26 protein-coding genes are annotated in these 26532 nt (G+C 71.6%); 10 read left to right on the forward strand and 16 right to left on the reverse strand.

The features are described 5' to 3' along the window. Positions 1–215 precede the first annotated feature (215 nt). The 3 genes from OO68_RS11945 to OO68_RS11955 form a co-directional block, all read right to left on the reverse strand. Complete coding sequence (locus tag OO68_RS11945; protein WP_033308272.1) at positions 216–980, reverse strand: SDR family NAD(P)-dependent oxidoreductase; 765 nt, start codon at positions 978–980, stop codon at positions 216–218. 32 nt (positions 981–1012) lie between these two features. After that, entirely contained in the window at positions 1013–1834 is an 822-nt protein-coding gene (locus tag OO68_RS11950) for an Fpg/Nei family DNA glycosylase (protein ID WP_033308273.1), read from the reverse strand. 121 nt (positions 1835–1955) lie between these two features. Then, positions 1956–6872 (reverse strand): ATP-dependent helicase, encoded by a 4917-nt coding sequence (locus OO68_RS11955; protein ID WP_033308274.1) that lies wholly within the window; start codon positions 6870–6872, stop codon positions 1956–1958. 118 nt (positions 6873–6990) lie between these two features. Here OO68_RS11955 and OO68_RS11960 point away from each other — a divergent pair, with 118 nt between their 5' ends. The 3 genes from OO68_RS11960 to OO68_RS11970 are packed head-to-tail and all read left to right on the forward strand — an operon-like array spanning position 6991 to position 8880. Further along, entirely contained in the window at positions 6991–7821 is an 831-nt protein-coding gene (locus OO68_RS11960; protein ID WP_033308275.1) for an AraC family transcriptional regulator, read from the forward strand. A 55-nt stretch (positions 7822–7876) separates the two neighbouring features. Next, entirely contained in the window at positions 7877–8572 is a 696-nt protein-coding gene (locus OO68_RS11965) for an AzlC family ABC transporter permease (RefSeq protein WP_106974324.1), read from the forward strand. Continuing rightward, positions 8569–8880: an AzlD domain-containing protein gene (locus OO68_RS11970; RefSeq protein WP_033308277.1), complete on the forward strand. Its 312-nt coding sequence runs from the start codon at positions 8569–8571 to the stop codon at positions 8878–8880. Before OO68_RS11965 ends, OO68_RS11970 begins: the two co-directional genes overlap by 4 nt. Here OO68_RS11970 and OO68_RS11975 read toward each other — a convergent pair whose 3' ends face one another. Then, a complete protein-coding gene (locus OO68_RS11975; RefSeq protein WP_033308278.1) occupies positions 8881–9825 on the reverse strand; it encodes a hypothetical protein in 945 nt (314 codons plus the stop codon). A gap of 79 nt (positions 9826–9904) precedes the next feature. Here OO68_RS11975 and OO68_RS11980 point away from each other — a divergent pair, with 79 nt between their 5' ends. Together OO68_RS11980 and OO68_RS11985 are read left to right on the forward strand one after the other, a co-directional pair. After that, positions 9905–10099, forward strand: a complete 195-nt coding sequence (locus OO68_RS11980) for a DUF3046 domain-containing protein (protein ID WP_033308279.1) — start codon at positions 9905–9907, stop codon at positions 10097–10099. A 114-nt stretch (positions 10100–10213) separates the two neighbouring features. Then, a complete protein-coding gene (locus tag OO68_RS11985; protein ID WP_078625277.1) occupies positions 10214–11488 on the forward strand; it encodes an AI-2E family transporter in 1275 nt (424 codons plus the stop codon). Positions 11489–11509: 21 nt separating this feature from the next. Here OO68_RS11985 and OO68_RS11990 read toward each other — a convergent pair whose 3' ends face one another. Then, positions 11510–12061 carry a hypothetical protein gene (locus OO68_RS11990; protein WP_033308281.1) on the reverse strand — a complete coding sequence of 184 codons (552 nt, stop codon included), beginning with the start codon at positions 12059–12061 and terminating at the stop codon, positions 11510–11512. Between the two features lie 338 nt (positions 12062–12399). On the opposite strand from OO68_RS11990, the gene recA reads away from it, so the two are divergent. Together recA and recX are read left to right on the forward strand one after the other, a co-directional pair. Next, positions 12400–13524, forward strand: coding sequence for a recombinase RecA (recA, locus tag OO68_RS11995; protein ID WP_033308282.1), 1125 nt, complete (start codon positions 12400–12402; stop codon positions 13522–13524). A gap of 3 nt (positions 13525–13527) precedes the next feature. Beyond that, complete coding sequence (gene recX, locus OO68_RS12000) at positions 13528–14340, forward strand: recombination regulator RecX (protein WP_033308283.1); 813 nt, start codon at positions 13528–13530, stop codon at positions 14338–14340. Positions 14341–14379: 39 nt separating this feature from the next. On the opposite strand, the gene OO68_RS12005 is transcribed toward recX, so the two are convergent. The 8 genes from OO68_RS12005 to OO68_RS12035 all read right to left on the reverse strand — a co-directional run bounded on the left by OO68_RS12005 (position 14380) and on the right by OO68_RS12035 (position 20744). Next, a complete protein-coding gene (locus OO68_RS12005) occupies positions 14380–14799 on the reverse strand; it encodes a rhodanese-like domain-containing protein (RefSeq protein ID WP_245236948.1) in 420 nt (139 codons plus the stop codon). Then, the gene (locus OO68_RS12010) at positions 14796–15347 is read right to left on the reverse strand and encodes a cupin domain-containing protein (protein WP_033308284.1); all 552 of its coding nucleotides are present in this window, start codon (positions 15345–15347) and stop codon (positions 14796–14798) included. Before OO68_RS12010 ends, OO68_RS12005 begins: the two co-directional genes overlap by 4 nt. A gap of 98 nt (positions 15348–15445) precedes the next feature. Continuing rightward, entirely contained in the window at positions 15446–15607 is a 162-nt protein-coding gene (locus OO68_RS48580; RefSeq protein ID WP_324605734.1) for a putative leader peptide, read from the reverse strand. Between the two features lie 18 nt (positions 15608–15625). Next, a complete protein-coding gene (locus OO68_RS12015; protein WP_033308285.1) occupies positions 15626–17233 on the reverse strand; it encodes an FAD-dependent monooxygenase in 1608 nt (535 codons plus the stop codon). Positions 17234–17409: 176 nt separating this feature from the next. Then, positions 17410–18303: an amino acid ABC transporter permease gene (locus OO68_RS12020; RefSeq protein WP_033308286.1), complete on the reverse strand. Its 894-nt coding sequence runs from the start codon at positions 18301–18303 to the stop codon at positions 17410–17412. Beyond that, complete coding sequence (locus OO68_RS12025) at positions 18300–18965, reverse strand: amino acid ABC transporter permease (protein WP_033308287.1); 666 nt, start codon at positions 18963–18965, stop codon at positions 18300–18302. Before OO68_RS12025 ends, OO68_RS12020 begins: the two co-directional genes overlap by 4 nt. Positions 18966–19049: 84 nt before the next feature. Continuing rightward, positions 19050–19886: a glutamate ABC transporter substrate-binding protein gene (locus OO68_RS12030; RefSeq protein WP_033308288.1), complete on the reverse strand. Its 837-nt coding sequence runs from the start codon at positions 19884–19886 to the stop codon at positions 19050–19052. 81 nt (positions 19887–19967) lie between these two features. Continuing rightward, positions 19968–20744, reverse strand: a complete 777-nt coding sequence (locus OO68_RS12035; protein WP_033308289.1) for an amino acid ABC transporter ATP-binding protein — start codon at positions 20742–20744, stop codon at positions 19968–19970. A gap of 290 nt (positions 20745–21034) precedes the next feature. Here OO68_RS12035 and OO68_RS12040 point away from each other — a divergent pair, with 290 nt between their 5' ends. Continuing rightward, complete coding sequence (locus tag OO68_RS12040; protein WP_033308290.1) at positions 21035–21721, forward strand: response regulator transcription factor; 687 nt, start codon at positions 21035–21037, stop codon at positions 21719–21721. 9 nt (positions 21722–21730) lie between these two features. Next, entirely contained in the window at positions 21731–23137 is a 1407-nt protein-coding gene (locus tag OO68_RS12045; protein ID WP_033308291.1) for a sensor histidine kinase, read from the forward strand. A 30-nt stretch (positions 23138–23167) separates the two neighbouring features. Here the strand turns inward: OO68_RS12045 and OO68_RS12050 are convergent, their stop codons facing one another. Next, on the reverse strand, positions 23168–24169 hold the full coding sequence (locus OO68_RS12050; RefSeq protein ID WP_033308292.1) for a TAXI family TRAP transporter solute-binding subunit: 1002 nt from the start codon (positions 24167–24169) through the stop codon (positions 23168–23170). Positions 24170–24265: 96 nt separating this feature from the next. On the opposite strand from OO68_RS12050, the gene OO68_RS12055 reads away from it, so the two are divergent. Then, positions 24266–24673, forward strand: coding sequence for a pyrophosphohydrolase domain-containing protein (locus OO68_RS12055; protein ID WP_033308293.1), 408 nt, complete (start codon positions 24266–24268; stop codon positions 24671–24673). A gap of 58 nt (positions 24674–24731) precedes the next feature. Here OO68_RS12055 and OO68_RS12060 read toward each other — a convergent pair whose 3' ends face one another. Together OO68_RS12060 and OO68_RS12065 are read right to left on the reverse strand one after the other, a co-directional pair. Next, entirely contained in the window at positions 24732–25949 is a 1218-nt protein-coding gene (locus OO68_RS12060; RefSeq protein WP_033308294.1) for a cation:proton antiporter, read from the reverse strand. Positions 25950–25953: 4 nt separating this feature from the next. Next, positions 25954–26439 (reverse strand): cation:proton antiporter regulatory subunit, encoded by a 486-nt coding sequence (locus OO68_RS12065; protein ID WP_033308295.1) that lies wholly within the window; start codon positions 26437–26439, stop codon positions 25954–25956. Positions 26440–26532 lie beyond the last annotated feature (93 nt).

Below are 26532 nucleotides of genomic sequence, written 5' to 3' on the forward strand. Positions count from 1 at the left end.
GCCTGTGCACTGTGTGCCCAAGCGGCGGGCTCGGGGGGTTGTGGGGGCGGGGCGGTGGCAGAGGGTGCTGAAGGCCGGGGTGGGGGCCCGGGCCGGAGACGGGGGTGCCACGGGGGTGAAGTCGGGGGGAGGGTAGGGGGTGCTTCGGCTGCGGGGCTCGTCGTAGGCGGGTGGTGTCCCGGTTGCGGGGCGCTTCTCGAGGGGCAGGGGCTCTGTCACCACGGCATGGCCACACCTCCGTTGGGGCGGAGGATCTGGCCCGTCGTGAAGGCCGAGGCGTCGGAGACCAGGTGGAGGATCGCGTGGGCGACGTCCTCGGGCTCGCCCACGCGGCCCAGGGGCGACATCCGGGCCATGACGGACTCCGTGTGCGCCTGGGAGCCGCTGTCGCCGTGATCGGTCATCGGCGTACGGATCCAGCCCGGCGCGACCGCGTTGACACGGATCCCGTGCCGGCCCACCTCCGTCGCGAGGGTCTTCGTCAGCTGCACCACCGCCGCCTTGGCCGCGCCGTAGCAGAGCAGCCCGGGGCCGCCCGTGTCGACGGCGCCCGAGGCCATGGTGACGATGCTGCCCCGGGTGCCGCGGGCGATCATGAGGCGGGCGGCCTCCTGGCAGGCGTACAGCACGCCCTTGAAGTTGACGTCGAGGACCCGGTCGAGGTCCTCGTCCCGGGTCTCCAGCACGAGACTGCGGTGCATGATCCCGGCGACCGCGGCCAGGGCGTCCAGGCGTTCGCCGGAGGTGAGGGCCTGCCGTAGCCCGGCCCGGTCGGTGACGTCGAGGGTGTGGGTGCGGGCGGTGCCACCGCTGTCCTTGATCAGGGCCGCCGTCTCGTGCAGACCCTCGGCGTCACGGTCCGCGCAGTGCACGGTCGCCCCTGCCTCGGCGAGCAGCAGTGCCGAGGCACGGCCGATGCCGCTCGCGGCGCCGGTGACGAACGCGGTGCGGCCGGTGAGGTCGTACGCCGTGACGGGCATACAGGGACCGTACGAGCGTTTCTGACGGATCGTCAATTGGTGTGGCCGCGCCGGGCCGGGGTGGGAGCCGGGCCGGGCTGGCAGGTGGGGCACCAGTAGGTGGGGCGTTCGCGGGAGCCGTCGCCCTGGTCGGCGACCCGGATCGGGGTACGGCAGCGCAGGCAGGGGCGGCGGGCCCGGCCGTACACGAAGAGGTCCTGGCCGCGGAGGCCCGTCGTGATGCGGATCGGGCGGTCGCGGTTGGCCTCCAGCAGCTTCTTGGCGAGCGCGGGCAGCTTCGTGGCGCGGGCGGGGGGAAGGTCGCCGGCCGGGAGCCACGGGGTGACGCCGAGCAGGAAGCAGAGCTCGCTCTTGTAGACGTTGCCGATGCCGGCGAGGTTGCGCTGGTCGAGCAGGGCCTCGCCGAGCTCGCGGGCGGGGTCCTGGAGGACGTTGGCGAGGGCCCGGTCGGGGTCCCAGTCGGGCCCCAGGAGGTCGGGGCCGAGGTGGCCGACCGCGCGGTGCTCCTCGGTGGTGCGCAGCAGTTCCAGGACGGGGAGGCGGTATCCGACGGCGGTGCGGTCGGTGTTGCCGAGGATCGCGCGGATCTGGTGGCCGGGGCCTCCGCTCCAGCGCTGGCCGTTCCCGTACACCTTCCAGGAACCGTCCATCCGCAGGTGGGAATGGAGGGTGAGGCCGCCCTCGATACGGGTGAGGAGGTGCTTGCCGCGCGCGGTGACGTCCAGGACCGCGCGGCCCGTGAGGTCGGCCGTCGCGAAGCGCGGGACCCGGAGATCGCTGCGGGTCAGCACCTTGCCCGCGAGGGCGTCGTGCAACCGCCTCGCCGCCTGCCAGACCGTGTCACCTTCGGGCATGGGTCAAGGGTGGCACGACGACCGCGTGGGCGGCCGGATCGGCTGTGTGGAGGGCCTGACCGGCTGTGTGCCGGGTCGGATCGCCTGTGTGCCGGTCGGATCGGCCTGCGTGGCCGGGGCGTCAGGCGCGCAGGCGGAGTCCTCGGGGGGTCGCGATGAAGCCCGCTCCTTCCAGGAGGGTTCCGATGGGGGACGTCAGGGCCTGGGCGCCGTTGACGCGCTCCACCGTGACCGTGCCGAGTGAACCCGCGCGGGCCGCCGCGGCGAGGGCCTCCGCGGCACTGTGCAGCCGGGGGTCGTCGGCGGGATCGCCGTCCGAGTGGGCCGGCCAGGCCAGCAGGGTCTTGCCGCCGCGCTCCATGTAGAGCGTCAGCTCACCGTCGACCAGCACCACCAAAGAGCCCGCCTTACGGCCCGGCTTGTGCCCGGCGCCGCTCGGTGGTTCGGGCCAGGGCAGGGCGGCGCCGTACGCGTTCGCCGGGTCGGCGGCGGCGAGGACGACGGCCCGGGAAGCGCCGTCGGGGCGGGTACGGCGGCCCGCGAAGCCCTGGTCGTACCCGGCGCGACCGCCGTTCTGCCAGGGCGGGGCGGCCTGTGGGGCGTAGTCGCGTGGCGAGATCCACTCACCCGGGGACGGCTTCGGGAGGTCGTACGAGGGAGCATGGTCGAGGAAGCCGTCGGACCCGGGGTCGTCGGTGTGGCCGAGGGACGGGGCCGAGTCGTCCGGGGCGGCGAAGTCATGAGCCGAAAACGGGTCGGGGTCGGAACCGGGAGGCGGGCCGGGCAGGTCCTCGCCGCGGTCACGGGCGTTGGACACCGCGCGCAGGCGGTCCACCGCGCCGTCCATCGCGAACTGCGCGGCGCCGAGGCCCTCCACCACGTAACCGCGGCGGGCCTGGCCGCTCTCCTCGAAGACGGACAGGACGCGGTACGTCGCGGAGAAGCCGCCCTCGACGCCCTCCGCCGAGACCGCGCCCCTGGTGACCACGCCGTGCCGGTCGAGGAGGGTGCGGGCGAGGGCGTGGGCCCGCACGGTGGGGTCGGGCTCATGGGCGGGCAGCAGGGACCAGCGGCCCGCGACCGTCGGCGGGCCGGAGCGGGACGCGGTGCGTGCCGCGGCCGTCAGGGATCCGTAGCGGCCGCGTGGGACCGCGCGCTTGGCGCGGTGGGCCGTGGAGCCCGCGGTGCGGCCCGAGCCGAGCAGGGAGCGCATGGGGGTGAGCGTGTCGTTCGTCAGGCGACCGGACCAGGCCAGGTCCCAGAGAATGTCGGCCAGCTGGGGGTCGGTGGCCTCGGGGTGCGTGGTGGCGCGCACCTGGTCGGCGATCTGGCGGAAGAACAGGCCGTAGCCGCCGGAGAGGGTGTCCAGGACGGACTGGTGCAGGGCGGTCAGCTCCAGGGGGTGCGGAGGCGGCAGGAGCAGGGGTGCCGCGTCCGCCAGGTAGAGGGAGACCCAGCCGTCCTTCCCGGGGAGGGAACCCGCCCCGGCCCAGACCACCTCTCCGGCTGCGGTCAGCTCGTCCAGCATCGCCGGGGTGTAGTTCACGACCCGGGAGGGCAGGACCAGTTTCTCCAGGGCGGAGGCCGGTACGGACGCGCCCTGGACCTGCTCGATGGCCCGGACCAGCCCGTCGATGCCGCGCAGGGAGTGGCCTTTGCCGACGTGCTGCCACTGGGGGAGGAACTGGGCGAGGGCGGCCGGGGGCACCGGCTCCAGTTCGTGCCGCAGGGCGGCCAGGGAGCGGCGGCGCAGTCGGCGCAGCACGGCGGCGTCGCACCACTCCTGGCCGATCCCGGCCGGGTGGAACTCGCCCTGGACGACCCGGCCCGCCGCCGCGAGCCGCTGGAGGGCGCCCTCGGTGACGGCGACGCCCAGGCCGAAGCGGGCCGCTGCCGTGGCCGAGGTGAACGGGCCGTGGGTGCGGGCGTAGCGGGCGAGGAGGTCGCCGAGCGGGTCCTTGACGGGCTCGGTGAAGGCTTCCGGGACACCGACCGGCAGGGCGGTGCCCAGCGCGTCCCGCAGGCGGCCCGCGTCCTCGATCGCCGCCCAGTGGTCCTGGCCCGCGATCCGGACCCGGATGGCGCGGCGGGCCCCGGCGAGTTCCTGCGCCCACCGCGCTTCGGCGCCCCGCTCGGCCAGTTCCGCCTCGGTGAGCGGGCCGAGGAGGCGCAGGAGGTCCGCGACGCCCTCGGCGTCCTTGACGCGGCGGTCCTCGGTGCGCCACTGCAGCTCCCGCTCCAGCTCGGTCAGCACCTCGGCGTCGAGCAGCTCGCGCAGCTCCGCCTGGCCGAGGAGCTCGGCGAGCAGCCGGGAGTCCAGCGACAGGGCGGCGGCGCGGCGCTCGGCCAGAGGGGAATCGCCCTCGTACAGGAACTGGGCCACGTAGCCGAAGAGCAGGGAGCGCGCGAAGGGGGAGGGTTCGGCCGTGGTGACCTCGACCAGGCGGACCTTGCGGGACTCCAGGTCCCCCATCAGCTCCACGAGGCCGGGGACGTCGAAGACGTCCTGGAGGCACTCGCGGACCGCCTCCAGGACGATCGGGAACGAGCCGAACTCGCTCGCCACCTGCAACAGCTGCGAGGCACGCTGCCGCTGCTGCCACAGCGGGGTGCGCTTGCCCGGGTTGCGCCGCGGCAGCAGCAGCGCGCGGGCGGCGCACTCACGGAAGCGGGAGGCGAACAGGGCGGAACTGCCCACCTGGTCGGTGACGACCTGGTCGACCTCGCCCTTGTCGAAGACGACGTCCGCCGCACCCACGGGGGCCTGCTCGGCGTCGTACTCCCGGCCCATCGTGACCGGCTCCTGGTCCAGCAGGTCCAGGCCTATGAGGTCGGCGTCCGGCAGGCGCAGCACGATGCCGTCGTCGGCGTGCATGACCTGCGCGTCCATGCCGTACCGCTCGGACAGCTTCGCGCCGAGCGCGAGCGCCCACGGGGCGTGCACCTGGGCACCGAACGGCGAGTGCACGACCACGCGCCAGTCGCCGAGCTCGTCACGGAAGCGCTCCACGACGATCGTCCGGTCGTCCGGGATGTGGCCGCAGGCCTCGCGCTGCTCCTTCAGGTACGACAGCACGTTGTCCGCCGCCCACGCGTCCAGGCCGGCGGCGAGGAGACGGAGACGGGCGTCGTCCTCGGGCAGCGACCCGACCTCCCGCAGGAACGCGCCCACCGCCCGGCCCAGTTCCAGCGGGCGGCCCAGCTGGTCGCCCTTCCAGAAGGGCAGCCGGCCCGGCACGCCCGGGGCCGGCGAGACCAGGACGCGGTCGCGGGTGATGTCCTCGATGCGCCAGGAACTGGTGCCGAGCGTGAAGACGTCACCCACGCGGGACTCGTAGACCATCTCCTCGTCGAGCTCGCCGACCCGGCCACCGCCCTTCTTGGGGTCGGCGCCCGCGAGGAAGACGCCGAAGAGGCCCCGGTCGGGGATCGTGCCGCCGGAGGTGACGGCGAGGCGCTGTGCGCCGGGGCGGCCGGTGATCTCGCCGGTGACCCGGTCCCACACCACGCGCGGGCGCAGCTCCGCGAACGCGTCGGACGGGTAGCGGCCGGCCAGCATGTCGAGGACCGCTGTGAAGGCCGACTCGGGAAGCGAGGCGAACGGGGCGGCCCGGCGGACGGCGGCGAGGAGGTCGTCGAACTGCCAGGTGTCCAGGGCCGTCATGGCGACCACCTGCTGCGCCAGGACATCCAGGGGGTTGGCGGGCACCTTGAGGGACTCGATGGAGCCGGTGCGCATGCGCTCGGTGACCACCGCCGCCTGCACCAGGTCGCCGCGGTACTTCGGGAAGACCACACCCGTGGACACCGCGCCCACCTGGTGCCCCGCCCGGCCGACGCGCTGCAGGCCGGAGGCGACGGAGGGCGGCGACTCCACCTGCACGACCAGGTCCACCGCGCCCATGTCGATGCCCAGTTCGAGACTGGACGTGGCCACGACCGCGGGCAGACGGCCCGCCTTGAGGTCCTCCTCGACCAGGGCGCGCTGCTCCTTGGACACCGAGCCGTGGTGGGCACGGGCGATGACCTGGGGAGCGCCCTGGGCCGCTCCCGAGCCGCCCATGAGCTCGGCGGGGGAGTGGTGCTCGTCGAGCGTCTCGCCCGTGGCCCGTTCGTACGCGATCTCGTTCAGGCGGTTGCAGAGGCGCTCCGCCAGGCGGCGGGAGTTCGCGAAGACGATCGTCGAGCGGTGGGACTGGACCAGGTCGGCGATCCGCTCCTCCACATGCGGCCAGATGGACGGGCGCTCGGCGCCTTCCTGGCCGTCCGCCACCGGGGAGCCGCCCAGCTCGCCCAGGTCCTCGACCGGGACGACCACCGACAGGTCGAACTCCTTGCCCGACTCCGGCTGGACGATCTCCACCTTGCGGCGGGGCGAGAGGAAACGGGCCACCTCGTCCACCGGGCGGACCGTCGCGGAGAGGCCGATGCGGCGGGCGGGCTTCGGGAGGAGGTCGTCCAGCCGCTCCAGGGAGAGCGCGAGATGGGCGCCGCGTTTGGTGCCGGCGACCGCGTGGACCTCGTCGAGGATCACCGTCTCCACGCCCGCCAGCGCGTCACGCGTGGCCGACGTCAGCATCAGGAACAGCGATTCCGGGGTCGTGATCAGGATGTCCGGCGGACGGGTCGACAGGGCGCGGCGCTCGGCGGCGGGGGTGTCGCCCGAGCGGATGCCCACCTTGACCTCGGGCTCGGGCAGACCGAGGCGCACGGACTCCTGGCGGATGCCGGTCAGCGGGCTGCGCAGGTTGCGCTCGACGTCCACCGCCAGGGCCTTCAGGGGCGAGACGTACAGGACGCGGCAGCGCTTCTTCGGGTCCGCGGGGGGAGGGGTCGAGGCCAGCTGATCGAGAGCGGCCAGGAAGGCCGCCAGGGTCTTCCCGGAGCCGGTGGGGGCGACGACCAGCACGTCCGAACCCTCGTGGATGGCCTGCCACGCACCGGCCTGGGCCGAGGTGGGCGCGGAGAAGGCACCCGTGAACCAGGCGCGGGTCGCGGGGGAGAAGCCGTCCAGGGCTCGGTGCGCATTGCTGGGCATGCGTCCATCGTGCACCTCGGCACTGACAACGGGCCCGCGCCGCCTCGCGGCCTGCCGTTCCGCCGCCGGGCCCGGCCGCGGGTGCAGCGCCCCGACCGCCACCGCGGACAATGGTCGTATGAGCGAGCGCGCACGCCACTGGCAGTACGACGAGCTGCCCGGGGTCGATCTGCTGCGGGCCCGGTACGTGCACAAGACGTTCGTCCGGCACACGCACGAGAACTTCGTGATCGCCGCCATCGCCGACGGGGTGGAGGTGTTCCACCACGGCGGGGGTGATCAGTACGCGGGAGCCGGGGCCCTCGCGCTGGTGAATCCCGATACGCCGCACACCGGGCGGGCCGGCGTGCCCGAAGGATGGCGGTACGGGGCTGTGTACCCACCGCCCGGCGTGGTGGCGGAGATCGCGGCCGAGACGACGGCCCTGCGGGGGGCCCCGGGGTTCGTCAGCCCGGTCGTGGACGATCCCTACGCCGCGAGCCTGGTGCACCAGGTGCTGCGCGCCGCTGATGAGGGCAACGCGCTGGCCGCGGACACGCTGCTGCGCGTCGCCGTGACCAGGCTGCTGCGGTTGAATGGCGGGCCCCTGCCGCGGCGGGAGGTGCGGACGGCGGGAGCCCGGATCGCGGCACGCGCGCGTGGTGTGCTGGAGGAGCGGATGACGTGTCCGCCGAGCCTGGAGCGACTGGCGGCCGACCTCGGGACCAGCCCGTTCGCCCTGCTGAGGGCCTTCCGGGACGTCTACGGCATGCCGCCGCACGCGTGGCTCACGGACGCGCGGGTGCGGCGGGCACGGCAGCTGCTGGACGCGGGGACGGCACCCTCCGAGGCCGCCGTGGCCGTCGGGTTCACGGATCAGCCGCACCTCAACCGGCACTTCACCCGGATGGTGGGCGTGCCTCCCGGCGCTTACCAGCGGGAGCGCAAGAACGTACAAGATCTGCGGTAGCCGCCGGCCGTAGCGTGCGGGTGTGGCAGATCGAACAGTTCTCGAAGATGAAGACGTGGACATCGGTGGGAAGGCGGACCGGGCCGTCGTACGCGACGCCCTGGGGGTCGGGGTGGCCGTCGGGCTGTCCGGGTTCGCCTTCGGAGTGACCTCGGCCGGCAGCGGACTCACGCTGCTGCAGACGTGCGCGCTCAGTCTCCTGGTGTTCACCGGCGCGTCCCAGTTCGCCCTGGTGGGAGCTCTCGCGGCCGGAGGCGGCCCGTTCACCGCCGCCGCGGGGGCCCTCTTCCTCGGCGTGCGGAACGCCTTCTACGGCTTGCGTCTGTCGCAGTTGCTGGCACTCCCGCGCGCGGTACGGCCGTTCGCCGCCCAGTGGGTGATCGACGAGACGGCAGCCGTCGCGCTCGCCCAGCCCACGCGCCGCACCGCACGGCTCGGATTCGTCGTGACCGGGCTGACCCTGTACCTCCTGTGGAACCTCACGACACTGCTCGGCGCTCTGGGCGCCGAGGCCATCGGGGACACCGACGCGTGGGGCCTGGACGCCGCCGGGCCCGCGGTGTTCCTGGCGCTGCTGGCGCCGATGCTGAAGACCGGCACCGAGCGGGCCGTCGCCGGGCTCGCCGTGCTGCTGGGACTCGGGCTGCTGCCCGTCCTGCCCGCCGGCGTACCGGTGCTGCTGGCCGCGCTGGCGGCGCCGGCCGTCCTGTGGGCGGACGGTCGGCGCCGGGGACGGGGGGACACGCGGTGAACGTCTGGATCGCGATCGGTGTGACCGTCCTCGGCTGCTACGCCGTCAAGCTCGCCGGACTCCTGGTGCCGGCGGGAGCCCTGGAGCGGCCCCTCGTCAAGCGCCTCGCCGCGCTGCTGCCCGTAGCGCTGCTCGCGGCCCTCACCGCTCAGCAGACCTTCGCCGACGGGCAGACGCTGGTGCTGGACGCGCGGGCCGCGGGACTCGCCGCAGCGGCCGTCGCGCTGATGCTGCGCGCCCCGTTCCTGCTGGTCGTCGCCGCGGCCGTGCTGGTGACCGCGGGGGCGCGGGCCATGGGGGCCGGATGATCAGTAGATGGCGCGGCCGTACGTGCTGAGCACGCGCAGGGCCTCGATGGTCACGAGCGGGCGGGCTTCCAGGGCGGGGGCCGGGGCCCAGCGGCGCCACCGGACGGGCCAGCCGCCGTCCTCCTGCTGCTGGGACGCGAGATGGTCCAGGGACCGGGCCATCTCGTCGTCCGTGAACCACGCGCGCGCGAGGGAGCGCGGTGTCCGCGCGTAGTCGTACGGGAAGTGGTGCTCCCCCGGGGCATAGCCGGGGGACACCGGGTAGGCGTCGAGGTCGCCGGGATCCAGGGCCGCGAGGCGGTGTGCGCGGACCAGGCGGCCGAGTCGGGCGGCGGCCGCCTCAGCGCGCGGACGGTCGGGGGCGGAGTCCAGGAAGGCCACGGCGGCCTCGATCTCGTACGGGTGCGACGTCTCCAGGGACTCGACCGCCTGCCAGCAGAAGTCCGTCGCCCGGAAGAGCCAGGCGTGCCACACCTCGTTGCGGTGCAGCAGTCCCACCACCGGCCCGGTGGCCAGGAGGTCGCTGGGCGGATCGTCCACCACCGTCACGAAGGGAGCCGTGGGGTAGTCGCGCTGGCTGGGGTGGATCGCCGGGAGGGCCCCGTCCGCCGTGGACACGGACGTCAGGTAGCGGCACATGCGCTCCACGCGCTGGCCTGCGCAGCGTCCGACCGCGTCCAGCACACGCAGGGCGTGCGCGGTGTGCAACGGCTGGCTGACCGGCCCGCGCAGATCGGGCTCCAGCGCGTGGCCGTACCCGCCGTCCTCGTTGCGGTAGGCGTCCAGGGCCGTCTCCACCGGTTCGGCGGCGGCGCCCCGGAAGTGGTGGGCGAAGCGGCGCTGCTCGAGCACGCGCGCGGTGAGCCAGACGAAACGCTCCGCGCGCGTGACGGGGCTGTGCGGCGGGGGCGTCGGGGGGACTTCGGTAGCTCCTGTTTCGGCCATGGGTCAGACGGTAGGGCGCGAAGCGGCGCCGGCAGGCGGTCACGGCCCAGGCCCACCCCAGGGGCGGGATACTGGAGGCATGCGGTTGACGGTCTTCTGGCAGCGAATGGCGGAGCACTTCGGTCCTGGTTACGCCGAAACCTTCGCGCGCGATCACGTGATGTCCGAGCTGGGCGGGCGCACGGTGAACGAGGCGCTGGAGGCCGGCTGGGGCGCCAAAGAGGTCTGGCAGGTGGTGTGCTCGGTGATGGACGTGCCCCGGGAGAGGCGCTGACCGCTTCGGGTGAGCGACGGAGACCTAGGCCGGCCGGTCTCGGTCATCGCCGTCCGGTCATGAAGATCGCAGGGCGGGCAGACGGCTGTCGGTGGCGTGGGCGAGACTTGGACCGTGGCACCCACTGACGAGACCGGGCAGGCAGCCCAGAAGTCCTCAGCTTCCGGTACGACGCCGCCCGTCCGGCCCCCGGTCGGCGGGGCCGGGGCGAACGGCCGCATGCCGCGCTGGCTGCCCCGCGCCATGGTGCTCGCGCTCGCTCTCGTCGCCGTGTTCCAGCTGGGCAGCTGGGCCTTCCACCAGCTCACCGGCCTGCTGATCAACATCCTCATCGCGTTCTTCCTGGCCCTCGCCATCGAACCCGCGGTGAGCTGGATGGCGTCGCGCGGCATGCGCAGAGGGTTCGCCGCGTTCGTGGTCTTCATCGGTGTGATGGTCGTGTCGGCCGGTTTCGTCACCCTGCTCGGTTCCGTCCTCGCGGACCAGATCATCAAGCTGATCGAGGGGTTCCCGGAGTACCTCGACTCCGTCATCAACTGGATCAACACGCACTTCAAGACCGACCTGAAACGCGTCGACATCCAGGAGGGCCTGCTCCGCTCCGACTGGCTGCGCAACTACGTCCAGAACAGCGCCACCGGCGTCCTGGACGTGTCCGCCCAGGTCATCGGGGGGCTCTTCCAACTGCTCACGATCGCCCTGTTCTCGTTCTACTTCGCCGCGGACGGCCCGCGACTGCGCCGCGCGATCTGCTCCGTCCTGCCGCCCGCCCGCCAGGCCGAGGTGCTGCGCGCGTGGGAGATCGCCGTGAACAAGACCGGCGGCTACATCTACTCCCGCGGCCTGATGGCGCTGATCTCCGGTGTGGCGCACTTCGTCCTGCTCCAGGCCATGGACGTGCCCTACGCGCCCGTGCTCGCCGTGTGGGTGGGGCTGGTGTCGCAGTTCATCCCCACCATCGGCACCTACCTCGCGGGCGCCCTGCCCATGCTGATCGCGTTCACGGTGGATCCCTGGTACGCGCTGTGGGTGCTGATCTTCGTCGTGATCTACCAGCAGTTCGAGAACTACGTGCTCCAGCCCAAGCTGACCTCCAAGACCGTCGACATCCACCCCGCCGTCGCCTTCGGCTCGGTCATCGCCGGCACCGCCCTCCTCGGCGCCGTCGGCGCGCTCATCGCCATCCCCGCCATCGCCACGCTCCAGGCGTTCCTGGGGGCGTACGTCAGGCGCTACGACGTCACGGACGACCCCCGGGTGCACGGTCACCGACGGGGAGAAGGGGCGGGCCTGCTCACGCGCGCCAGGGGGCTGTGGACACGGCGGCCGGGGGCGGAGCGGCCCGGGGGCGGGGCCGCGGACGGGAACTCGGGGGAGAGTACGTCCTGAGCGACACGAACCGCCCGGCTCCTACGCCGCCGCGGCCTTCAACAGGCTCGCCCGCTCCTCGGGTGGGATGAGCCCGTCCGGCAGTGTCCGGTCGTCCAGCAGACCGCGCACCAGTTCGGCATGCTCGAAGAACACGGCCCGGCACCGTGCGCGTTCCGGGTGGTCGCGGTCGCTGCCCAGAAACCGGATCGCCCGCTCACTGCCCCCGTCGACGGGATGCGAGAGCTCCGCGACGACGAACAGAACCTCGACCAGCCCGGTCCGCACCGGCACTGCCGGATCGGCGGCGAGGCGGAGCAGGAACGGCAGAGCTGCCGGCATGGCCGGGCCCATCGTGAAGACACCGTCCATCAGGACGTTGCAGAGCACCCGCTCGGCCTCGGCAGCCGCGGCCGGGTCGAGCAGACCGCGCAGGAGGGCGGGGACCCCGGCGGGGCACCCGAAGTCCGCCCAGGCGATGTCGTCACAGCCGCGCAGTGCGGGGTGATCCCGGCCGGCGCGCGGTGCGTCCGGGAACTCCTGCAAGAACCGTGCGACGACGGCTTCCTTGCCCGCCGCGGTGATCCGGCACATCCCGTCTCCCCCTTGAGTGCGCGCACCGTCTGTGCAGACGCAGCACGGTACTCCGGCACGAGCGCACCCGGCACGGAAGATCGGCTGTCGGCAGCGGGGTACGGGGTACTGCGGGATGCGCGTGCAACGCGGTGCCGCGTGGTGCGCTTGACACGAAAATCGAACGTCCATTCTCATGGAGGCACCGGCGAGGCTCAACGAAGGGCATTTCGACGTACTTTGGGTAGGTAAATGCCCGAGTTATCCACAGGCCGGACGTGCGTCGGGGCGCATTGTCAGTGGCAGGCGTTAGCGTCTTTGACGTGAAGCGATCGACTCAAGCAAATCGGGTGGAACCCATGGCAGGAACCGACCGCGAGAAGGCCCTTGATGCCGCTCTCGCACAGATTGAACGGCAATTCGGCAAGGGCGCGGTCATGCGCATGGGCGACCGGACCAACGAGCCCATCGAGGTCATCCCGACCGGGTCCACCGCCCTCGACGTGGCCCTCGGCGTGGGCGGCTTGCCCCGCGGCCGTGTCGTCGAGATCTACGGACCGGAATCCTCCGGTAAGACCACCCTGACCCTGCACGCGGTGGCGAACGCGCAGAAGGCCGGCGGCCAGGTCGCCTTCGTCGACGCGGAGCACGCACTCGACCCCGAGTACGCGAAGAAGCTCGGCGTCGACATCGACAACCTCATCCTCTCCCAGCCTGACAACGGCGAGCAGGCCCTGGAGATCGTGGACATGCTGGTCCGCTCCGGCGCCCTCGACCTCATCGTCATCGACTCCGTCGCCGCGCTCGTCCCGCGCGCGGAGATCGAGGGCGAGATGGGCGACAGTCACGTCGGTCTGCAGGCCCGTCTGATGAGCCAGGCCCTGCGGAAGATCACCAGCGCGCTCAACCAGTCCAAGACCACCGCGATCTTCATCAACCAGCTCCGCGAGAAGATCGGCGTGATGTTCGGCTCCCCGGAGACCACGACCGGTGGCCGGGCGCTGAAGTTCTACGCCTCCGTGCGCATCGACATCCGCCGCATCGAGACCCTGAAGGACGGCACGGACGCGGTCGGTAACCGCACCCGCTGCAAGGTCGTCAAGAACAAGGTCGCCCCGCCCTTCAAGCAGGCCGAGTTCGACATCCTCTACGGCCAGGGCATCAGCCGTGAGGGCGGCCTGATCGACATGGGCGTGGAGCACGGCTTCGTCCGCAAGGCCGGCGCCTGGTACACGTACGAGGGCGACCAGCTCGGTCAGGGCAAGGAGAACGCGCGCAACTTCCTGAAGGACAACCCCGACCTGGCCAACGAGATCGAGAAGAAGATCAAGGAGAAGCTGGGCGTCGGTGTGCGTCCCGAGAAGCCGGCAGCCGAGCCGGGCACGGACGCCGCGGTCTCCGCACCGGACGACGCGGCACCCGCTGTCCCCGCCCCGGCACCGGCCAAGACCGCCAAGTCCAAGGCCGCCGCAGCCAAGAGCTGATCCGTGACACGGCGAACCGACTGGGCGGAGTACGAGTACGCCGCCTCCGGTGTCCCACGGGGGAGGGGCACCGGAGGCGACTCGGCCCTGGGCAGGGAGGACGACTCCGGGGACACACCCCCCGAGGGCGCCCGGCTGTACGAAGACGAGGACGGCACCGGGCCGCACGGGGGCGGCTCATCCAGAAGCGGCTCGCGTGACGGCGGGCCGCGCGGCAGGCGCGGTCGTCGTCGGCGTGGCTTCGGCGAGACGGCCCCCGATGCCGAGGACGGAGGTGTCCCTTCCTCGTCGAGGGCCGAGCAGGAGCCACCTCCTGGGGACCCGGTCGAGCAGGCTCGGGCGATCTGCCTGCGCCTGCTCACCGGGACCCCGCGGACCCGTAAGCAACTCGCCGACGCCCTGCGCAAGCGGCAGATCCCGGACGACGCGGCCGAGGAGGTGCTGTCCCGGTTCGAGGAGGTCGGCCTCATCGACGACGGAGCCTTCGCGGACGCCTGGGTGGAATCGCGACACCACGGGCGAGGGCTGGCCCGGCGTGCGCTCGCCCGGGAACTGCGAACCAAGGGCGTCGACTCCACGCTGATCGACGAGGCCGTCTCCCAGCTCGACTCCGAGCAGGAGGAGGCGACCGCGCGGGAACTCGTCGACCGCAAGCTCCGCTCCACCCGAGGCCTCGACCGCGACAAGCGCCTCCGCCGCCTCGCGGGCATGCTCGCCCGCAAGGGTTACTCCGAGGGTATGGCGCTGCGTGTGGTGAGGCAGGCGCTGGAGGAAGAGGGCGAGGACACCGAGTTCCTCGCGGACGAGGGGTTCTGAACCGGCGGCCGGCCGACGACTCACCTCTCGGGCTCCGGCTCACACCACCGGAAGCCCCGCCCCTCGCCATGCCTGGAAGCCGCCCACCAGGTCCGTGGCCCGGTGCAGTCCCAGCTGGTGCAAGGACTGGGCCGCGAGACTGGACGCATAGCCCTCGTTGCAGATCACGACGATGCGCAGGGCGTGGCTCGTGGCCTCGGGGAGGCGGTGGCTGCCCTGGGGGTCGAGGCGCCATTCCAGTTCGTTGCGCTCGACGACCAGGGCGCCGGGGATGAGGCCGTCCCGTTCGCGCAGGGCGGCGTAGCGGATGTCGACCAGGAGAGCGTCGCCGGCCCGGGCGGCCTCGTACGCCTCGTGCGGTTCGATGCGCTCGTAGCCCGCCCGGACCCGTTCCAGCAACGCGTCGATGCCGAGGGGCTGTTGGGGATCGCGGCTCACCGGCCCGGGTGCGGCGCTCACTGCCAGTCCTCCGGTCGCTCGACCTGCTCCAGGCGCAGAACGGGACCGCTGCGGCTGTAGCGGCGGATCTGCGGCAGGGGCGGGTAGTAGGCATGGACGGAGATCGCGTGCCGGTCCGGGGATTCGTTGAGCACCTCGTGCACGTGGTGCCGGCCGAAGGCGCGGCCCTGGCCGGCCCGCAGGCGGCGTTCCCGGTCCACGTCCTCGGTGAGTTCCAGGGTCTTCCAGCCGTCGGTGGGCAGCCGCGCGGCGAGCGAGTTCTCTTTGAGCTCGCCCGACGCGGTCAGGAAGGCGCCGACCGAGTCGGCGTGGTCGTGCCAGCCGGTGCCCGTGCCGGGCGGCCAGCCGATCAGCCAGGCCTCGCTGCCGCCGGGCCCGTCCAGCCGCACCCAGGTGCGGCCCTCCGGGTCGAGCGGCAGGGAGTCGATCAGCTCGGTGTCGGCGGCCGTGCGCCGGACGAAGTCGTAGAGGTCGGCCTGCGTGGGAGCCGAACCGGCGGCGGAGACGGATGAGGTCGCAGACGGGGATGCAGAGGGTGGTACAGACACGGGTGCCGTCCTGAGGGTCCTGGTGAGGGTTCGCGAAGGAGGCGCGGAAGCCGACGCGGCCAGAGCGCGGCGCGCACAGGGAAAAGAGGAATGCGAAGTCAGCAGGACGGACGACACACGCAACCCGCATAGCGGAGGAGGTCCATATGGACCCTCCGCCACAGGCGCACACAGGTGTCGGTCACGCACCGGAGTACACCATGGCCGCCTGGCCGGGTCAACTCACTGTCACCATGCGGACGCACCGTGACAGTGAGCACATCACCGCAGGACCGGTGTCAGTGCGAGCCGGCCGAAGCACCGGCCTCTGCCTGCGCCTTCACCGGTCCGCCCACGGTGGCCTCCGCCGCCGCGTACAGGTCGGCCGGGCGCACGCCGCCCAGCGCGGTGACGAGGTGCCCGTCGGGACGCACCAGAAGCACCGTGTGCGCGGCCGCGCCCGGATAGCTCTCGGCGACGAGCAGTTCGGCGGGGTGCGGCAGTGCCGCGACCGCAGCGGCGAGCTGCGGCATGATGCCGGCGCCGACCCAGTGCTTGCGCTCCCAGACGCCCGTGCCCGGTGCGATCAGCACCACGAGCAGCGCGCCGCGGCCGAGCCGGTCCCGCAGCCGGACGAAGGTGCCGTCCTCCGCGGTGACCCGTACGTCGGTGACGGGTGCGCCGAGGGGTGTCTCGACCGGGGTCTGCCCGTCGAGGTGTCGGGGCGCGAGCGGCGAGTCGGCGTACGCCCCCGGCGCGCCGAGCTGGCCGTGACCCAAGTGCCCCTCCGTGAGGAGGGCGTCGTGACCCCGGGAGGAGCCGGGTACGACGGCGCGCAGCCCCGCACCGCCGCGTAGCAGCGGCAGCGCCTGGTCGGCCGCGCGGAGCCGGGCGGCGACGACCGCCCGGCGTTCGGTCTGGTAGCTGTCGAGGAGCGCTTCGTGCGGCCCGTGGTGCCAGGCCAGGGCCAGTTTCCAGGCGAGGTTGTCGGCGTCCCGCAGGCCCTCGTCCAGCCCGTGTGTGCCGAGCGCGCCAAGCAGGTGGGCGGCGTCCCCGGCGAGGAACACACGGTCGGCGCGCCAGCGGCGGGCCAGCCGGTGGTGGACGGTGTGGACACCGGTGTCCAGCAGCTCGTACGGCGGGGTCGTGCCGCCTGCCCAGCCGGCCAGGGTCTCCCGGATACGGGTGAGCAGCAGTTCGGGTGTGACCAGGTCCTTGCCGGGCGGCAGGAGCCAGTCCAGGCGCCAGACGCCGTCCGGCAGCGGCCGGGCGGTGACTTCGCCGGCGGAGGGGCCGGACATGCGCCAGGGCGGCAGACGGTGCAGCAACGCCTCGTCGTACCAGGGAAGTTCCGTACGGAGCGCGGCGACGGCGTGACGTTCCACCGCCGTACGGCCCGGGAAGCGGATGTCCTGGAGCTTGCGTACGGTCGAGCGGGGGCCGTCGCAGCCGGCCAGGAAACTGCCGCGCCACCAGGTGCCCTGGGGACCGCGGGTGTGAGCGGTGACGCCGGAGGGCTCCTGCTCGATCCCGTCGAGGCGGCTGTCCACGGCGACTTTGACGAGCCGTTCGCCGGTGAGGGCGGCGCGCAGCGCGCCGGTCAGCACGTGCTGGGCGATGTGCAGGGGAGCGGGCTCGGTGCCGTCGAAGACGATCTCGCGCATCACCTGCTTGCGCCGCATCGACCGCCAACCGGCCCAGCGCGCACCGGCTCGGGCGAGAGGCACACCGGACAGCCGTTCCACGAGGGCGGCGGTGTCCTCGCGCAGGACGACGGTGCGTGCCGCGCGGGGTTCGTCTTTGCCCGGGCCCTCGTCGAGGACGACGCAGGGGACTTCCTGACGTGCCAGTGCAAGGGCGAGCGTGAGCCCGACGGGCCCCGCTCCGACGATGATCACCGGGTCCACGGCGTGGCGCCCCCTGCCCGCGGTGGTGTCCTGAGAGACGTGGGTGAACAGGAAGTTGGAGCAGGGTGCACGATCACAGAACGTATGCAACCCATTGCCGGTGCTTGCGTCAAGTGACGAGGGGCAGTGGCGATCATGCCACTGCCCCTGAGTGTGTCACGTGAGGTGACCGGGTGTCAGACGGTGCCTCCGGCGCCGGTCCCCGTCGTGCCGGCGATCTCCGCGCCGTTCGCGCCCACGACCGCGCCCGTCGACTTCTTCGCCTGCCGCAGCCGGCGCTCCAGCCAGCTCGCGAACGAGGTGAGGGCGAAGTTGAGCGCGATGAAGATCACGGACACGACGGTGAAGCTTTGGATGATGTTCCCGCCGTAGTAGCCGCTCATCGTGCCGGCAGCGGCGAGCAACTCCGTGTAGGTCAGGACCGCGCCGCCGAGCGCGGTGTCCTTCACGATGACGACGAGCTGACTCACGATCGCCGGAAGCATCGCCGTGACCGACTGCGGCAGCAGGATCAGGCGCATCAGCTGGCCCTTGCGCAGGCCGATCGCCATCGCCGCTTCGGACTGGCCCTTGGGCAGGGCCAGGATGCCCGCCCGGACGATCTCGGCGAGAACCGAAGCGTTGTACAGGACCAGGCCGGTGACGACCGCGTACAGCGGACGGTCGTCGGAGGAGACGTTGGTGTATTCGGCGAACAGAGCGAGACCAAAGATCATCAGCACCAGAACGGGGATGGAGCGGAAGAACTCCACCACGACCGCGGCCGGGACCCTGACCCACGCGTGGTCCGACAGCCGGGCGATACCGAGAACCGCGCCGAGCGGCAGCGCGATGATCACCGCCAGGGCGGCAGCCTTCAAGGTGTTCTGCAGACCCGGCCAGATGTACGTGGACCAGGCCTCGGTGTGGACGAACGGCTCCCACAGGGCCCATTCCAGCTGGCCCTTGTCCTTGAGGGTCCTGAACACCCACCACAGCAGGGCCGCTACGGCGACCAGGAAGACCACCGTGAGGACGACGTTGCGCCGCTTGGCGCGAGGCCCCTGAGCGTCGTACAGAACGGAGCTCATCGCTTCACCGCCACCTTCTTGCCCACCCAGCCCAGGATCAGGCCGGTCGGCAGCGTCAGGACCACGAAACCGAACGCGATGATCGCCGAGATCAGCAGCAGCTGGGCCTCGTTCTCGATCATCTCCTTCATCAGCACCGCCGCTTCGGCGACACCGATGGCGGCGGCCACTGTGGTGTTCTTGATGAGGGCGATCAGCACATTTGCCAGCGGTACGACGGACGAACGGAACGCCTGTGGCAACACGACCAGGCCCAGCACCTGGTTGAAACTGAGCCCGATCGCGCGGGCCGCCTCCGCCTGCCCGACGGGCACCGTGTTGATGCCGGAGCGCAGCGCCTCGCACACGAAGGACGAGGTGTAGAGAATCAGGCCGAGGACGGCGAGCCGGAAGTTGATCGTCTCGACGTCGTTCGCGCCGAGGGAGACTCCCAACGTCTGGTTCAGGCCCAGCGACGTGAACAGGATGATGACGGTCAACGGGATGTTCCGCACGATGTTCACGTACGCGGTCCCGAAGGCGCGCATCAGCGGCACCGGGCCGACCCGCATGGCGGCCAGCAGAGTGCCCCAGATCAGGGAGCCGACGGCGGAGAGCACAGCGAGCTGCACTGTCGTCCAGAAGGCTCCCAGCAGGTCGTAATCCTTGAGAAAGTCGAACACGATCTCCCGTGCTTCCGCGTGTAGGGATGCCCACGCCGGTGCGCCGCCCCTTCCGGTGGGCGGCGCACCCTGTCAGGCGCTGCTTCAGCTCTTGATCTCGCCGATCTTCGGCGCCGGCTCGTTCTTGTAGTTGGCCGGGCCGAGGTTCTTGTCCACGGCCTCCTGCCAGGCCTTGTCGGCGACCATGTCCTCAAGGGCCTTGTTGATCTTGTCCTTGAGGTCGCTGCCCTTCTTGACGCCGATGCCGTAGTTCTCGTTGGTCAGCTTGAAGCCGCCGAGCTTGAACTTGCCCTTGAACTGCGACTGGGCCGCGTAACCGGCGAGGATCGAGTCGTCGGTGGTCAGCGCGTCGACGGCACCGTTCTGCAGACCGGGCAGGCAGGCGGAGTACGTCGGGTAGGGCTGCAGCTGCGCCTTGGGAGCCAGCTTGTCCTTGACGTTCTGCGCGGAGGTGGAGCCGGTGACCGAGCACAGCTTGGCGTTGTTCAGGTCCTTCGGGGACTTGATCTTGTTGTCGTCCGCCCGGACCAGAACATCCTGGTGCGCCAGCAGGTAAGGACCGGCGAAGTCGACCTTCTCCTGGCGCTCCGGGGTGATCGAGTAGGTCGCGGCGATGAAGTCGACGTCCCCACGCTGGAGCATGGTCTCGCGGTCGGCGCTCTTCGCCTCCTTCCACTCGATCTGGTCCTCGTTGTAACCGAGCTTCTTCGCGACGTACGTGGCGACGTCGACGTCGAAGCCGGCGTAACCCTGCGGCGTCTTCTGGCCGAGGCCGGGCTGGTCGAACTTGATGCCGACCGTGATCGTCTTGCCGCCGCCGTCGGAACCGGAGTCGTCGCCCGAGTCGCCGCCGCACGCGGTGGCGGTGAGGGCGAGAGCGAAGACGGTGGCCGAGGCGGCGGTGACCTTGCGGAGCTTCATGATGAACATCCTTTGGCTGGTGAAGAGATGCGAACCCTCAAAGGGCGGGCGACAGGGGCGCGTCGGGCGCGACCCGCGCCGTCAGTGATGCAGGATCTTCGACAGAAAGTCCTTGGCACGATCGCTGCGCGGATTGCTGAAGAACTGGTCGGGCGCAGCCTCCTCGACGATTCGGCCGTCCGCCATGAACACCACGCGGTTTGCGGCCGATCGTGCGAAACCCATCTCATGGGTGACGACGATCATGGTCATGCCGTCACGGGCGAGCTGCTGCATGACCTCCAGCACCTCGTTGATCATCTCGGGGTCGAGCGCGGAGGTCGGCTCGTCGAAGAGCATCACCTTCGGCTCCATGGCCAGCGCCCGTGCGATGGCGACGCGCTGCTGCTGGCCGCCGGAGAGCTGAGCCGGGTACTTCTCGGCCTGCGCGCCCACGCCGACCCGGTCGAGCAGGGCCCGGGCCCGCTCCTCGGCCGTCTTCTTGTCCTTCTTGCGGACCTTGATCTGGCCGAGCATCACGTTCTCGAGCACGGTCTTGTGCGCGAAGAGGTTGAAGGACTGGAAGACCATGCCGACATCGGCGCGGAGCTTTGCCAGCTCCTTGCCCTCGGCGGGCAGCGGCTTGCCGTCGATCGTGATCGTGCCGGAGTCGGTCGTCTCCAGGCGGTTGATGGTGCGGCACAGGGTGGACTTGCCGGACCCGGAGGGTCCGATGACCACCACGACTTCACCGCGGGCGATCGTCAGGTCGATGTCCTGGAGTACGTGCAACGCGCCGAAGTGCTTGTTGACGCTCTTCAGGACGACCAGTTCTCCGGTCGCGGCCACATCTTCCTTGGCCACCGATACTTCGGTCATCGCTCTCAGGCTCCGTCCTCCTCGGTTTCGGAGGACAGTAGTAACCCCGTACGACCTGCGTCATTACATCTGAGGGGAATCTGAGCATCACGATCCGATAGCAATCGGACACGTGTCGTAGCACTGGGGAACGGCGCTCATACCAGCCGGGTAACGGAAGCGGTCCGCAACCGGAACCCTCTTGACGCCGTCCTCGTCCATCAGCGTGACTGCACAAGGTGCACGCGCGCGCGTGCACGCCTTTTTGTACACATCTAGATCGTACGGCCAGTGAACCGAAGGGGGACCGGATGAGACTGCTGCTCGTCGAGGACGACAACCACGTCGCCGCCGCCCTGTCGGCGGTTCTGGCGCGGCACGGGTTCGACGTCACGCACGCGCGCAGCGGTGAGGAGGCCCTCCAGGCACTCGTTCCCGAGGGCGACTGCTTCGGCGTCGTCCTCCTCGATCTCGGCCTGCCCGACCAGGACGGATACGAGGTTTGCGGCAAGATCCGCAAGCGCACCGCCACCCCGGTGATCATGGTCACCGCCCGCTCCGACGTGCGCTCCCGCATCCACGGCCTCAACCTCGGCGCCGACGACTACGTGGTGAAGCCCTACGACACCGGTGAGCTGCTCGCCCGCATCCACGCGGTCAGCCGGCGCACCTCCCACGAGGACACCTCCAGCGGCATCGAGACCGAGCTGCGGCTCGGCCCGGTGCACATCGAGCTGCCCACCCGCCGGGTCAGCGTGGACGGGGCGGTGGTCCAGCTGACCCGCAAGGAGTTCGACCTGCTGGCCCTGCTCGCGCAGCGGCCCGGGGTGGTCTTCCGCCGGGAGCAGATCATCAGCGAGGTGTGGCGGACCAGCTGGGAGGGGACCGGGCGCACCCTGGAGGTGCATGTCGCATCCCTGCGCGCCAAGCTGCGGATGCCGGCCCTCATCGAGACCGTTCGCGGAGTCGGCTACCGGCTCGTCGCGCCTGCCGGTTAGCGGGGCCGGGTGCGCACTCGTCTGCTCCCGCTGCTCATCATCCTGATGGCGGCCGTGCTGCTCGCCCTCGGCGTCCCGCTCGCCGTCAGCCTCGCCGGCGCGCAGCAGCAGAAGGTCGTCGTCGACCGGATCGACGACACGGCACGCTTCGCGGCCCTCGCGCAGTTCGTCACCGACTCGCCCGACGGGACCACCGGAGCGTTCGAGAACGAGCGCCTGGCCACCCTCAGCAGCGAGCTGCGCAGCTACTACGAGGTCTACGGCATCCGCTCCGGCGTCTTCTACCGCACCGGCAGGGCAATGGCCCACGCACCGGCCAAGTGGACGCTGCCCAAGGAGGGCGAGGTCCGGGACGCCTTCGACGAGGCGAAGCTCAGCCGCCGCAGCCATGATCCGAAGCAGGTGTGGCCCTGGCAGCGGCGCAATCTCGTTGTGGCCTCGCCGGTCATCCGGGACGGGGACGTCGTCGCGGTCGTCGTCACCGACTCGCCCACCGGACAGATGCGCTCGCGCACGCTGCACGGCTGGCTGGTCATCGGCGCGGGCGAGTTCGCAGCGATGCTGCTGGCCGTCGGTGCCGCCCTGCGGCTGACCGGCTGGGTGCTCAAGCCCGTACGGGTCCTGGACGCCACCACCCACGACATCGCCACCGGGCGGCTCAAGTCCCGGGTCGCGGCCGCCGGCGGGCCGCCGGAACTCCAGCGCCTGGCACGGTCGTTCAACGAGATGGCCGACAATGTCGAGGACGTGCTGGAGCAGCAGCGCGCTTTCGTCGCCGACGCCTCGCACCAGCTGCGCAACCCCCTCGCGGCACTGCTGCTGCGCATCGAGCTGCTCTCCTTCGAACTGCCCGAGGGCAACAAGGAGATCCTTTCGGTCCAGGCCGAGGGCAAGCGCCTCGCGCAGGTCCTGGACGACTTGCTTGACCTGGCGCTGGCCGAGCACACCGAGGCGGATCTGAAGGTCACCGACATCGGCGAGCTCGCCGCCGAGCGTGTCGCGGCCTGGGCCCCGACCGCCGAGGCCAAGGGCGTGCGCCTGGTCGGGGATTGCCCGCCGACGACCGCGTGGGCCGACCCGGTCGCCCTGTCCAGCGCGCTGGACGCGGTCATCGACAACGCGGTGAAGTTCACACCCGAGGACGAGACCGTCGAGGTGAGCGTCGCCTCCCGGGGCGACACCTCCACCGTCGTCGTCACCGACCACGGCCCCGGCCTCACCGACGAGGAGCTGGCCCGCGTCGGCGACCGCTTCTGGCGCAGCGGCCGGCATCAGAACATCAAGGGCTCGGGCCTCGGGCTGTCCATCTCGCGGGCGCTGCTCGCGGCGGGCGGCGGTTCGATCGCGTACGACCGTCACGAGCCGCACGGGCTGAGGGTGACGGTGGCGGTGCCGCGGTCGGCGCCTACGGCCTGACGCAGGGCGAGGAGCGGGCGGGGCCGGGCGCTACGGCTTGACCGACTGGTAGTAGCGCTGGGCGCCGGCATGCAGTTGCAGCGGGTCGGTGTAGATCGCCGTGCGCACGTCGACCAGCTGGGCGGAGTGGACTTTCTCCCCGATGAGGTCCCGGCTGTCCAGCACCGTACGGGTCAGCCACTCGGTGAGCCGGGGATCCATGTCGCTGCGGGTGACCAGCAGGTTGGACACCGCGAGGGTCGGCACCGGCTCGCCGCGCTGGATGCGGGGATAGGCCGACTCCGGCATCTTCGTGGCGCGGTAGTAGCGCGTGGCGCCGCCCTGGTCATGCAGTTTGGCCACGAGCGTGGCGTCGATCGGCACGAACCGGAAGGCCGATGCCGACTTGTTGGCCAGGCGGCTGAGGCCGTCCGTGGGCAGCCCGCCCGACCAGAAGAACGCGTCGAGGCCGTGCCCCAGGCGCTTGGGCCCGGTGTCGATGCCGTCCGAGGACGGCTTGATGTCCTTCTCCGGGTCGATGCCGGCCGCTTTGAGCACGCCGTTGGCTATCAGCCGTACGCCGGAGTCGGGCAGCCCTATGGCCACGCGCTTGCCCCGCAGGTCGGCGACGGAGCGGATGTCCGAGTCGGGCGGTACGACGAGCTGGACGTAGTCGTCGTACAGGCGGGCGACGCCGCGCAGCCGGTCGGCCCCCGGGCTGTTGTCGAGCTTGTATGTGGCGACCGCGTCGGCAGCGGCGATCGCGAAGTCGGCCTTGCCGGTCGCCACGTCGGCGACGTTCTCCTGCGAGCCGGCGCTGGTCAGCAGCCGCACCTTCAGGTCGGGCATGTCCTTGTCGATCTCGTTGCGCAGGAGTTCGCCGTACTCGTGGTACACCCCCGCGCGGGTGCCCGTGCTGAACGTGATCGTCCCGCCCGGCGGCTCCTCGGCCCAGGGGCGCAGCCACCACAGGAGCAGGCCGAGGACCACGAGGGCGGCGGTGCCGCCCTGCAGGGCCCGGCGCCTGCCGATGGGGGGGAGCGTTCTGGACATGCGGGCGATCCTGCCAGCCGGGGTGCCCCGCTGACCAGGGGAGGGGTCACAGGTCCAGGGCGGGGACTGTCAGTGGTCGCCACTACAGTCGGCCCCATGAGCTCTTCGCCCGCCGACCTGGTCCGTGCGTTCCACCTCGCCTTCGGTCTGGACGCCCGCAGCACGCCCACGGAGGTCTCCCCGGCTCTGGCGGCCCACCGGGGTGAGCTGCTCGCGGAGGAGGCCCGGGAGGTCGCCGAGGTATCGGTGCGGGGCCCGCTCGACCGGCTCGCGCACGAATTGGCGGACGTGGTCTACGTCGCGTACGGCACCGCCCTCGTGCACGGCATCGATCTGGACGCGGTGCTCGCCGAGATCCACCGCTCCAACATGACGAAGATCGGCCCCGACGGCTCGGTCTCCCGCCGCGAGGACGGCAAGGTCCTCAAGGGCGAGCACTACGAGGCGCCGGATGTACGAGAGGTGCTGCGCAGACAGGGGTGGGTGCCGGGCGGGGGCGCCTGACCAGGGGTCACGCTCCGGGCCGCCCGGCCCCTTCCTCAGTCGGCGGCTGGTGCCTCCCTCAGTCGGCGACGGGCGCCTCGGCCTCGGCCGTCCGGGGCGCGGGCTCCGGGCGGCTGGGCTCGCGGCGCCGGCTCCACCAGGTCGCCACCGGCTCCGTGTAGCGCGCGGTGAGCGGGCCGAGAACGACCAGGATCAGCACGTAGGCCGTGGCCAGCGGGCCGAGGGACGGTTCGATCCCGGCCGAGACGGCAAGGCCGGCGATGACGATGGAGAACTCACCGCGGGCCACCAGCGCGCCGCCCGCCCGCCAGCGGCCCTTCACGGAGATCCCGGCCCGCCGGGCCGCCCAGTAGCCGGTGGCGATCTTCGTCAGCGCGGTGACGACGGCCAGTCCGAGGGCCGGCAGCAGGACGGGCGGGATGCTCGTCGGGTCGGTGTGCAGCCCGAAGAAGACGAAGAACACCGCCGCGAACAGGTCACGCAAGGGGCTCAGCAGGGTGTGCGCGCCCTCGGCGACCTCCCCCGACAGCGCGATGCCCACCAGGAAGGCCCCCACCGCCGCCGAGACCTGGAGCTGCTGCGCGACACCCGCGACCAGGATCGTCAGACCCAGCACGACCAGCAGCAGCTTCTCCGGGTCGTCGCTGGAGACGAACCGCGAGATGAGCCTGCCGTAGCGCACGGCCAGGAACAGCACGAGCCCGGCCGCGCCCAGCGCGATCGCCAGGGTCACGCTCCCGGCCATCAGTCCGACGCCCGCCACCAGCGCCGTGACGATGGGCAGGTACACCGCCATCGCCAGATCCTCCAGCACCAGCACGCTGAGGATGACCGGCGTCTCCCGGTTGCCGACCCGGCCCAGATCGCCCAGCACCTTCGCGATCACGCCGGACGACGAGATCCACGTGACACCGGCCAGGACGACGGCGGCCACCGGACCCCACCCGAGCAGCAGCGCCATGGCGGCGCCGGGCAGCGCGTTGAGGGCGCAGTCGACGAGACCGGAGGGGTAGTGGGTCTTGAGGTTGGAGACCAGGTCGGTCGCCGTGTACTCCAGGCCCAGCATCAGCAACAGCAGGATGACGCCGATCTCCGCGCCGGTGGCGACGAACTCCTCACTCGCGCCCAGCGGCAGCAGACCGCCCTCACCGAAGGCCAGACCGGCCAGCAGGTACAGGGGGATCGGCGAGAGCCGGAAGCGGCCGGCGAAGCGGCCCAGCAGGCCGAGGCCGAGAATGATGGAACCGAACTCGATGAGCAGAACCGCGGAGTGCAACGGCTCACTCCCGCTCGAGTATGGTCGCGGCCGCGTCGACGCCCTCACGGGTCCCGACGACGATCAGGGTGTCACCGCCGGCCAGCCGGAAGTCCGGCGCCGGCGACGGAATGGCCTCGGCCCGGCGCAGCACCGCCACCACCGAGGCGCCCGTCTCCGTCCGCATCCGCATGTCGCCCAGCACCCGCCCGTTCCAGCGCGAGGTCGCGGCCACCTCGATCCGCTCGGCGACCAGCCCGAGGTCCGTGGTGTACAGCAGGCTCGGGCTGTGGTGGGACGGCTTCAGCGCGTCGATCAGCGACCCCGCCTCCGAGCTGGTCAGCTTCAGGGACTGGGCGCAGGAGTCGGGGTCGTCGGGCCGGTACACGTTCACCGTGCGCGTGCCGTCGCGGTGCGCCACCACCGACAGATGGCGGTGTTCCCGGGTCTCCAGGTCGTACTGGACCCCGATACCCGGCAGCGGCGTCGCCCTCAGGCGCGGAGCTGACACGTTGCTTCCCCTTGTTCGTCTTGTTTGCCGTACTTTGTCGGCCTGTTGAACGGTCTCGATCACCGAACGGGTCAAGTCCGCATGCTCCCATCC

The sequence above is a fragment of the Streptomyces iakyrus genome, assembly GCF_000717055.1.
Classification (GTDB): Bacteria; Actinomycetota; Actinomycetes; order Streptomycetales; family Streptomycetaceae; genus Streptomyces; species Streptomyces iakyrus.

What these genes read in the sequence shown, in the direction of transcription:
- OO68_RS11945 (WP_033308272.1), bottom strand. Translation starts at nt 980, where the DNA reads ATGCCCGTCACGGCGTACGACCTCACCGGCCGCACCGCGTTCGTCACC.
- OO68_RS12030 (WP_033308288.1), bottom strand. Translation starts at nt 19,886, where the DNA reads ATGAAGCTCCGCAAGGTCACCGCCGCCTCGGCCACCGTCTTCGCTCTC.
- recA (WP_033308282.1), top strand. Translation starts at nt 12,400, where the DNA reads ATGGCAGGAACCGACCGCGAGAAGGCCCTTGATGCCGCTCTCGCACAG.
- OO68_RS12040 (WP_033308290.1), top strand. Translation starts at nt 21,035, where the DNA reads ATGAGACTGCTGCTCGTCGAGGACGACAACCACGTCGCCGCCGCCCTG.
- OO68_RS11975 (WP_033308278.1), bottom strand. Translation starts at nt 9,825, where the DNA reads ATGGCCGAAACAGGAGCTACCGAAGTCCCCCCGACGCCCCCGCCGCAC.
- OO68_RS11960 (WP_033308275.1), top strand. Translation starts at nt 6,991, where the DNA reads ATGAGCGAGCGCGCACGCCACTGGCAGTACGACGAGCTGCCCGGGGTC.
- OO68_RS11950 (WP_033308273.1), bottom strand. Translation starts at nt 1,834, where the DNA reads ATGCCCGAAGGTGACACGGTCTGGCAGGCGGCGAGGCGGTTGCACGAC.
- OO68_RS12020 (WP_033308286.1), bottom strand. Translation starts at nt 18,303, where the DNA reads ATGAGCTCCGTTCTGTACGACGCTCAGGGGCCTCGCGCCAAGCGGCGC.
- OO68_RS11955 (WP_033308274.1), bottom strand. Translation starts at nt 6,872, where the DNA reads ATGCCCAGCAATGCGCACCGAGCCCTGGACGGCTTCTCCCCCGCGACC.
- OO68_RS11990 (WP_033308281.1), bottom strand. Translation starts at nt 12,061, where the DNA reads ATGTGCCGGATCACCGCGGCGGGCAAGGAAGCCGTCGTCGCACGGTTC.
- OO68_RS12055 (WP_033308293.1), top strand. Translation starts at nt 24,266, where the DNA reads ATGAGCTCTTCGCCCGCCGACCTGGTCCGTGCGTTCCACCTCGCCTTC.
- OO68_RS12035 (WP_033308289.1), bottom strand. Translation starts at nt 20,744, where the DNA reads ATGACCGAAGTATCGGTGGCCAAGGAAGATGTGGCCGCGACCGGAGAA.
- OO68_RS11980 (WP_033308279.1), top strand. Translation starts at nt 9,905, where the DNA reads ATGCGGTTGACGGTCTTCTGGCAGCGAATGGCGGAGCACTTCGGTCCT.
- OO68_RS12050 (WP_033308292.1), bottom strand. Translation starts at nt 24,169, where the DNA reads ATGTCCAGAACGCTCCCCCCCATCGGCAGGCGCCGGGCCCTGCAGGGC.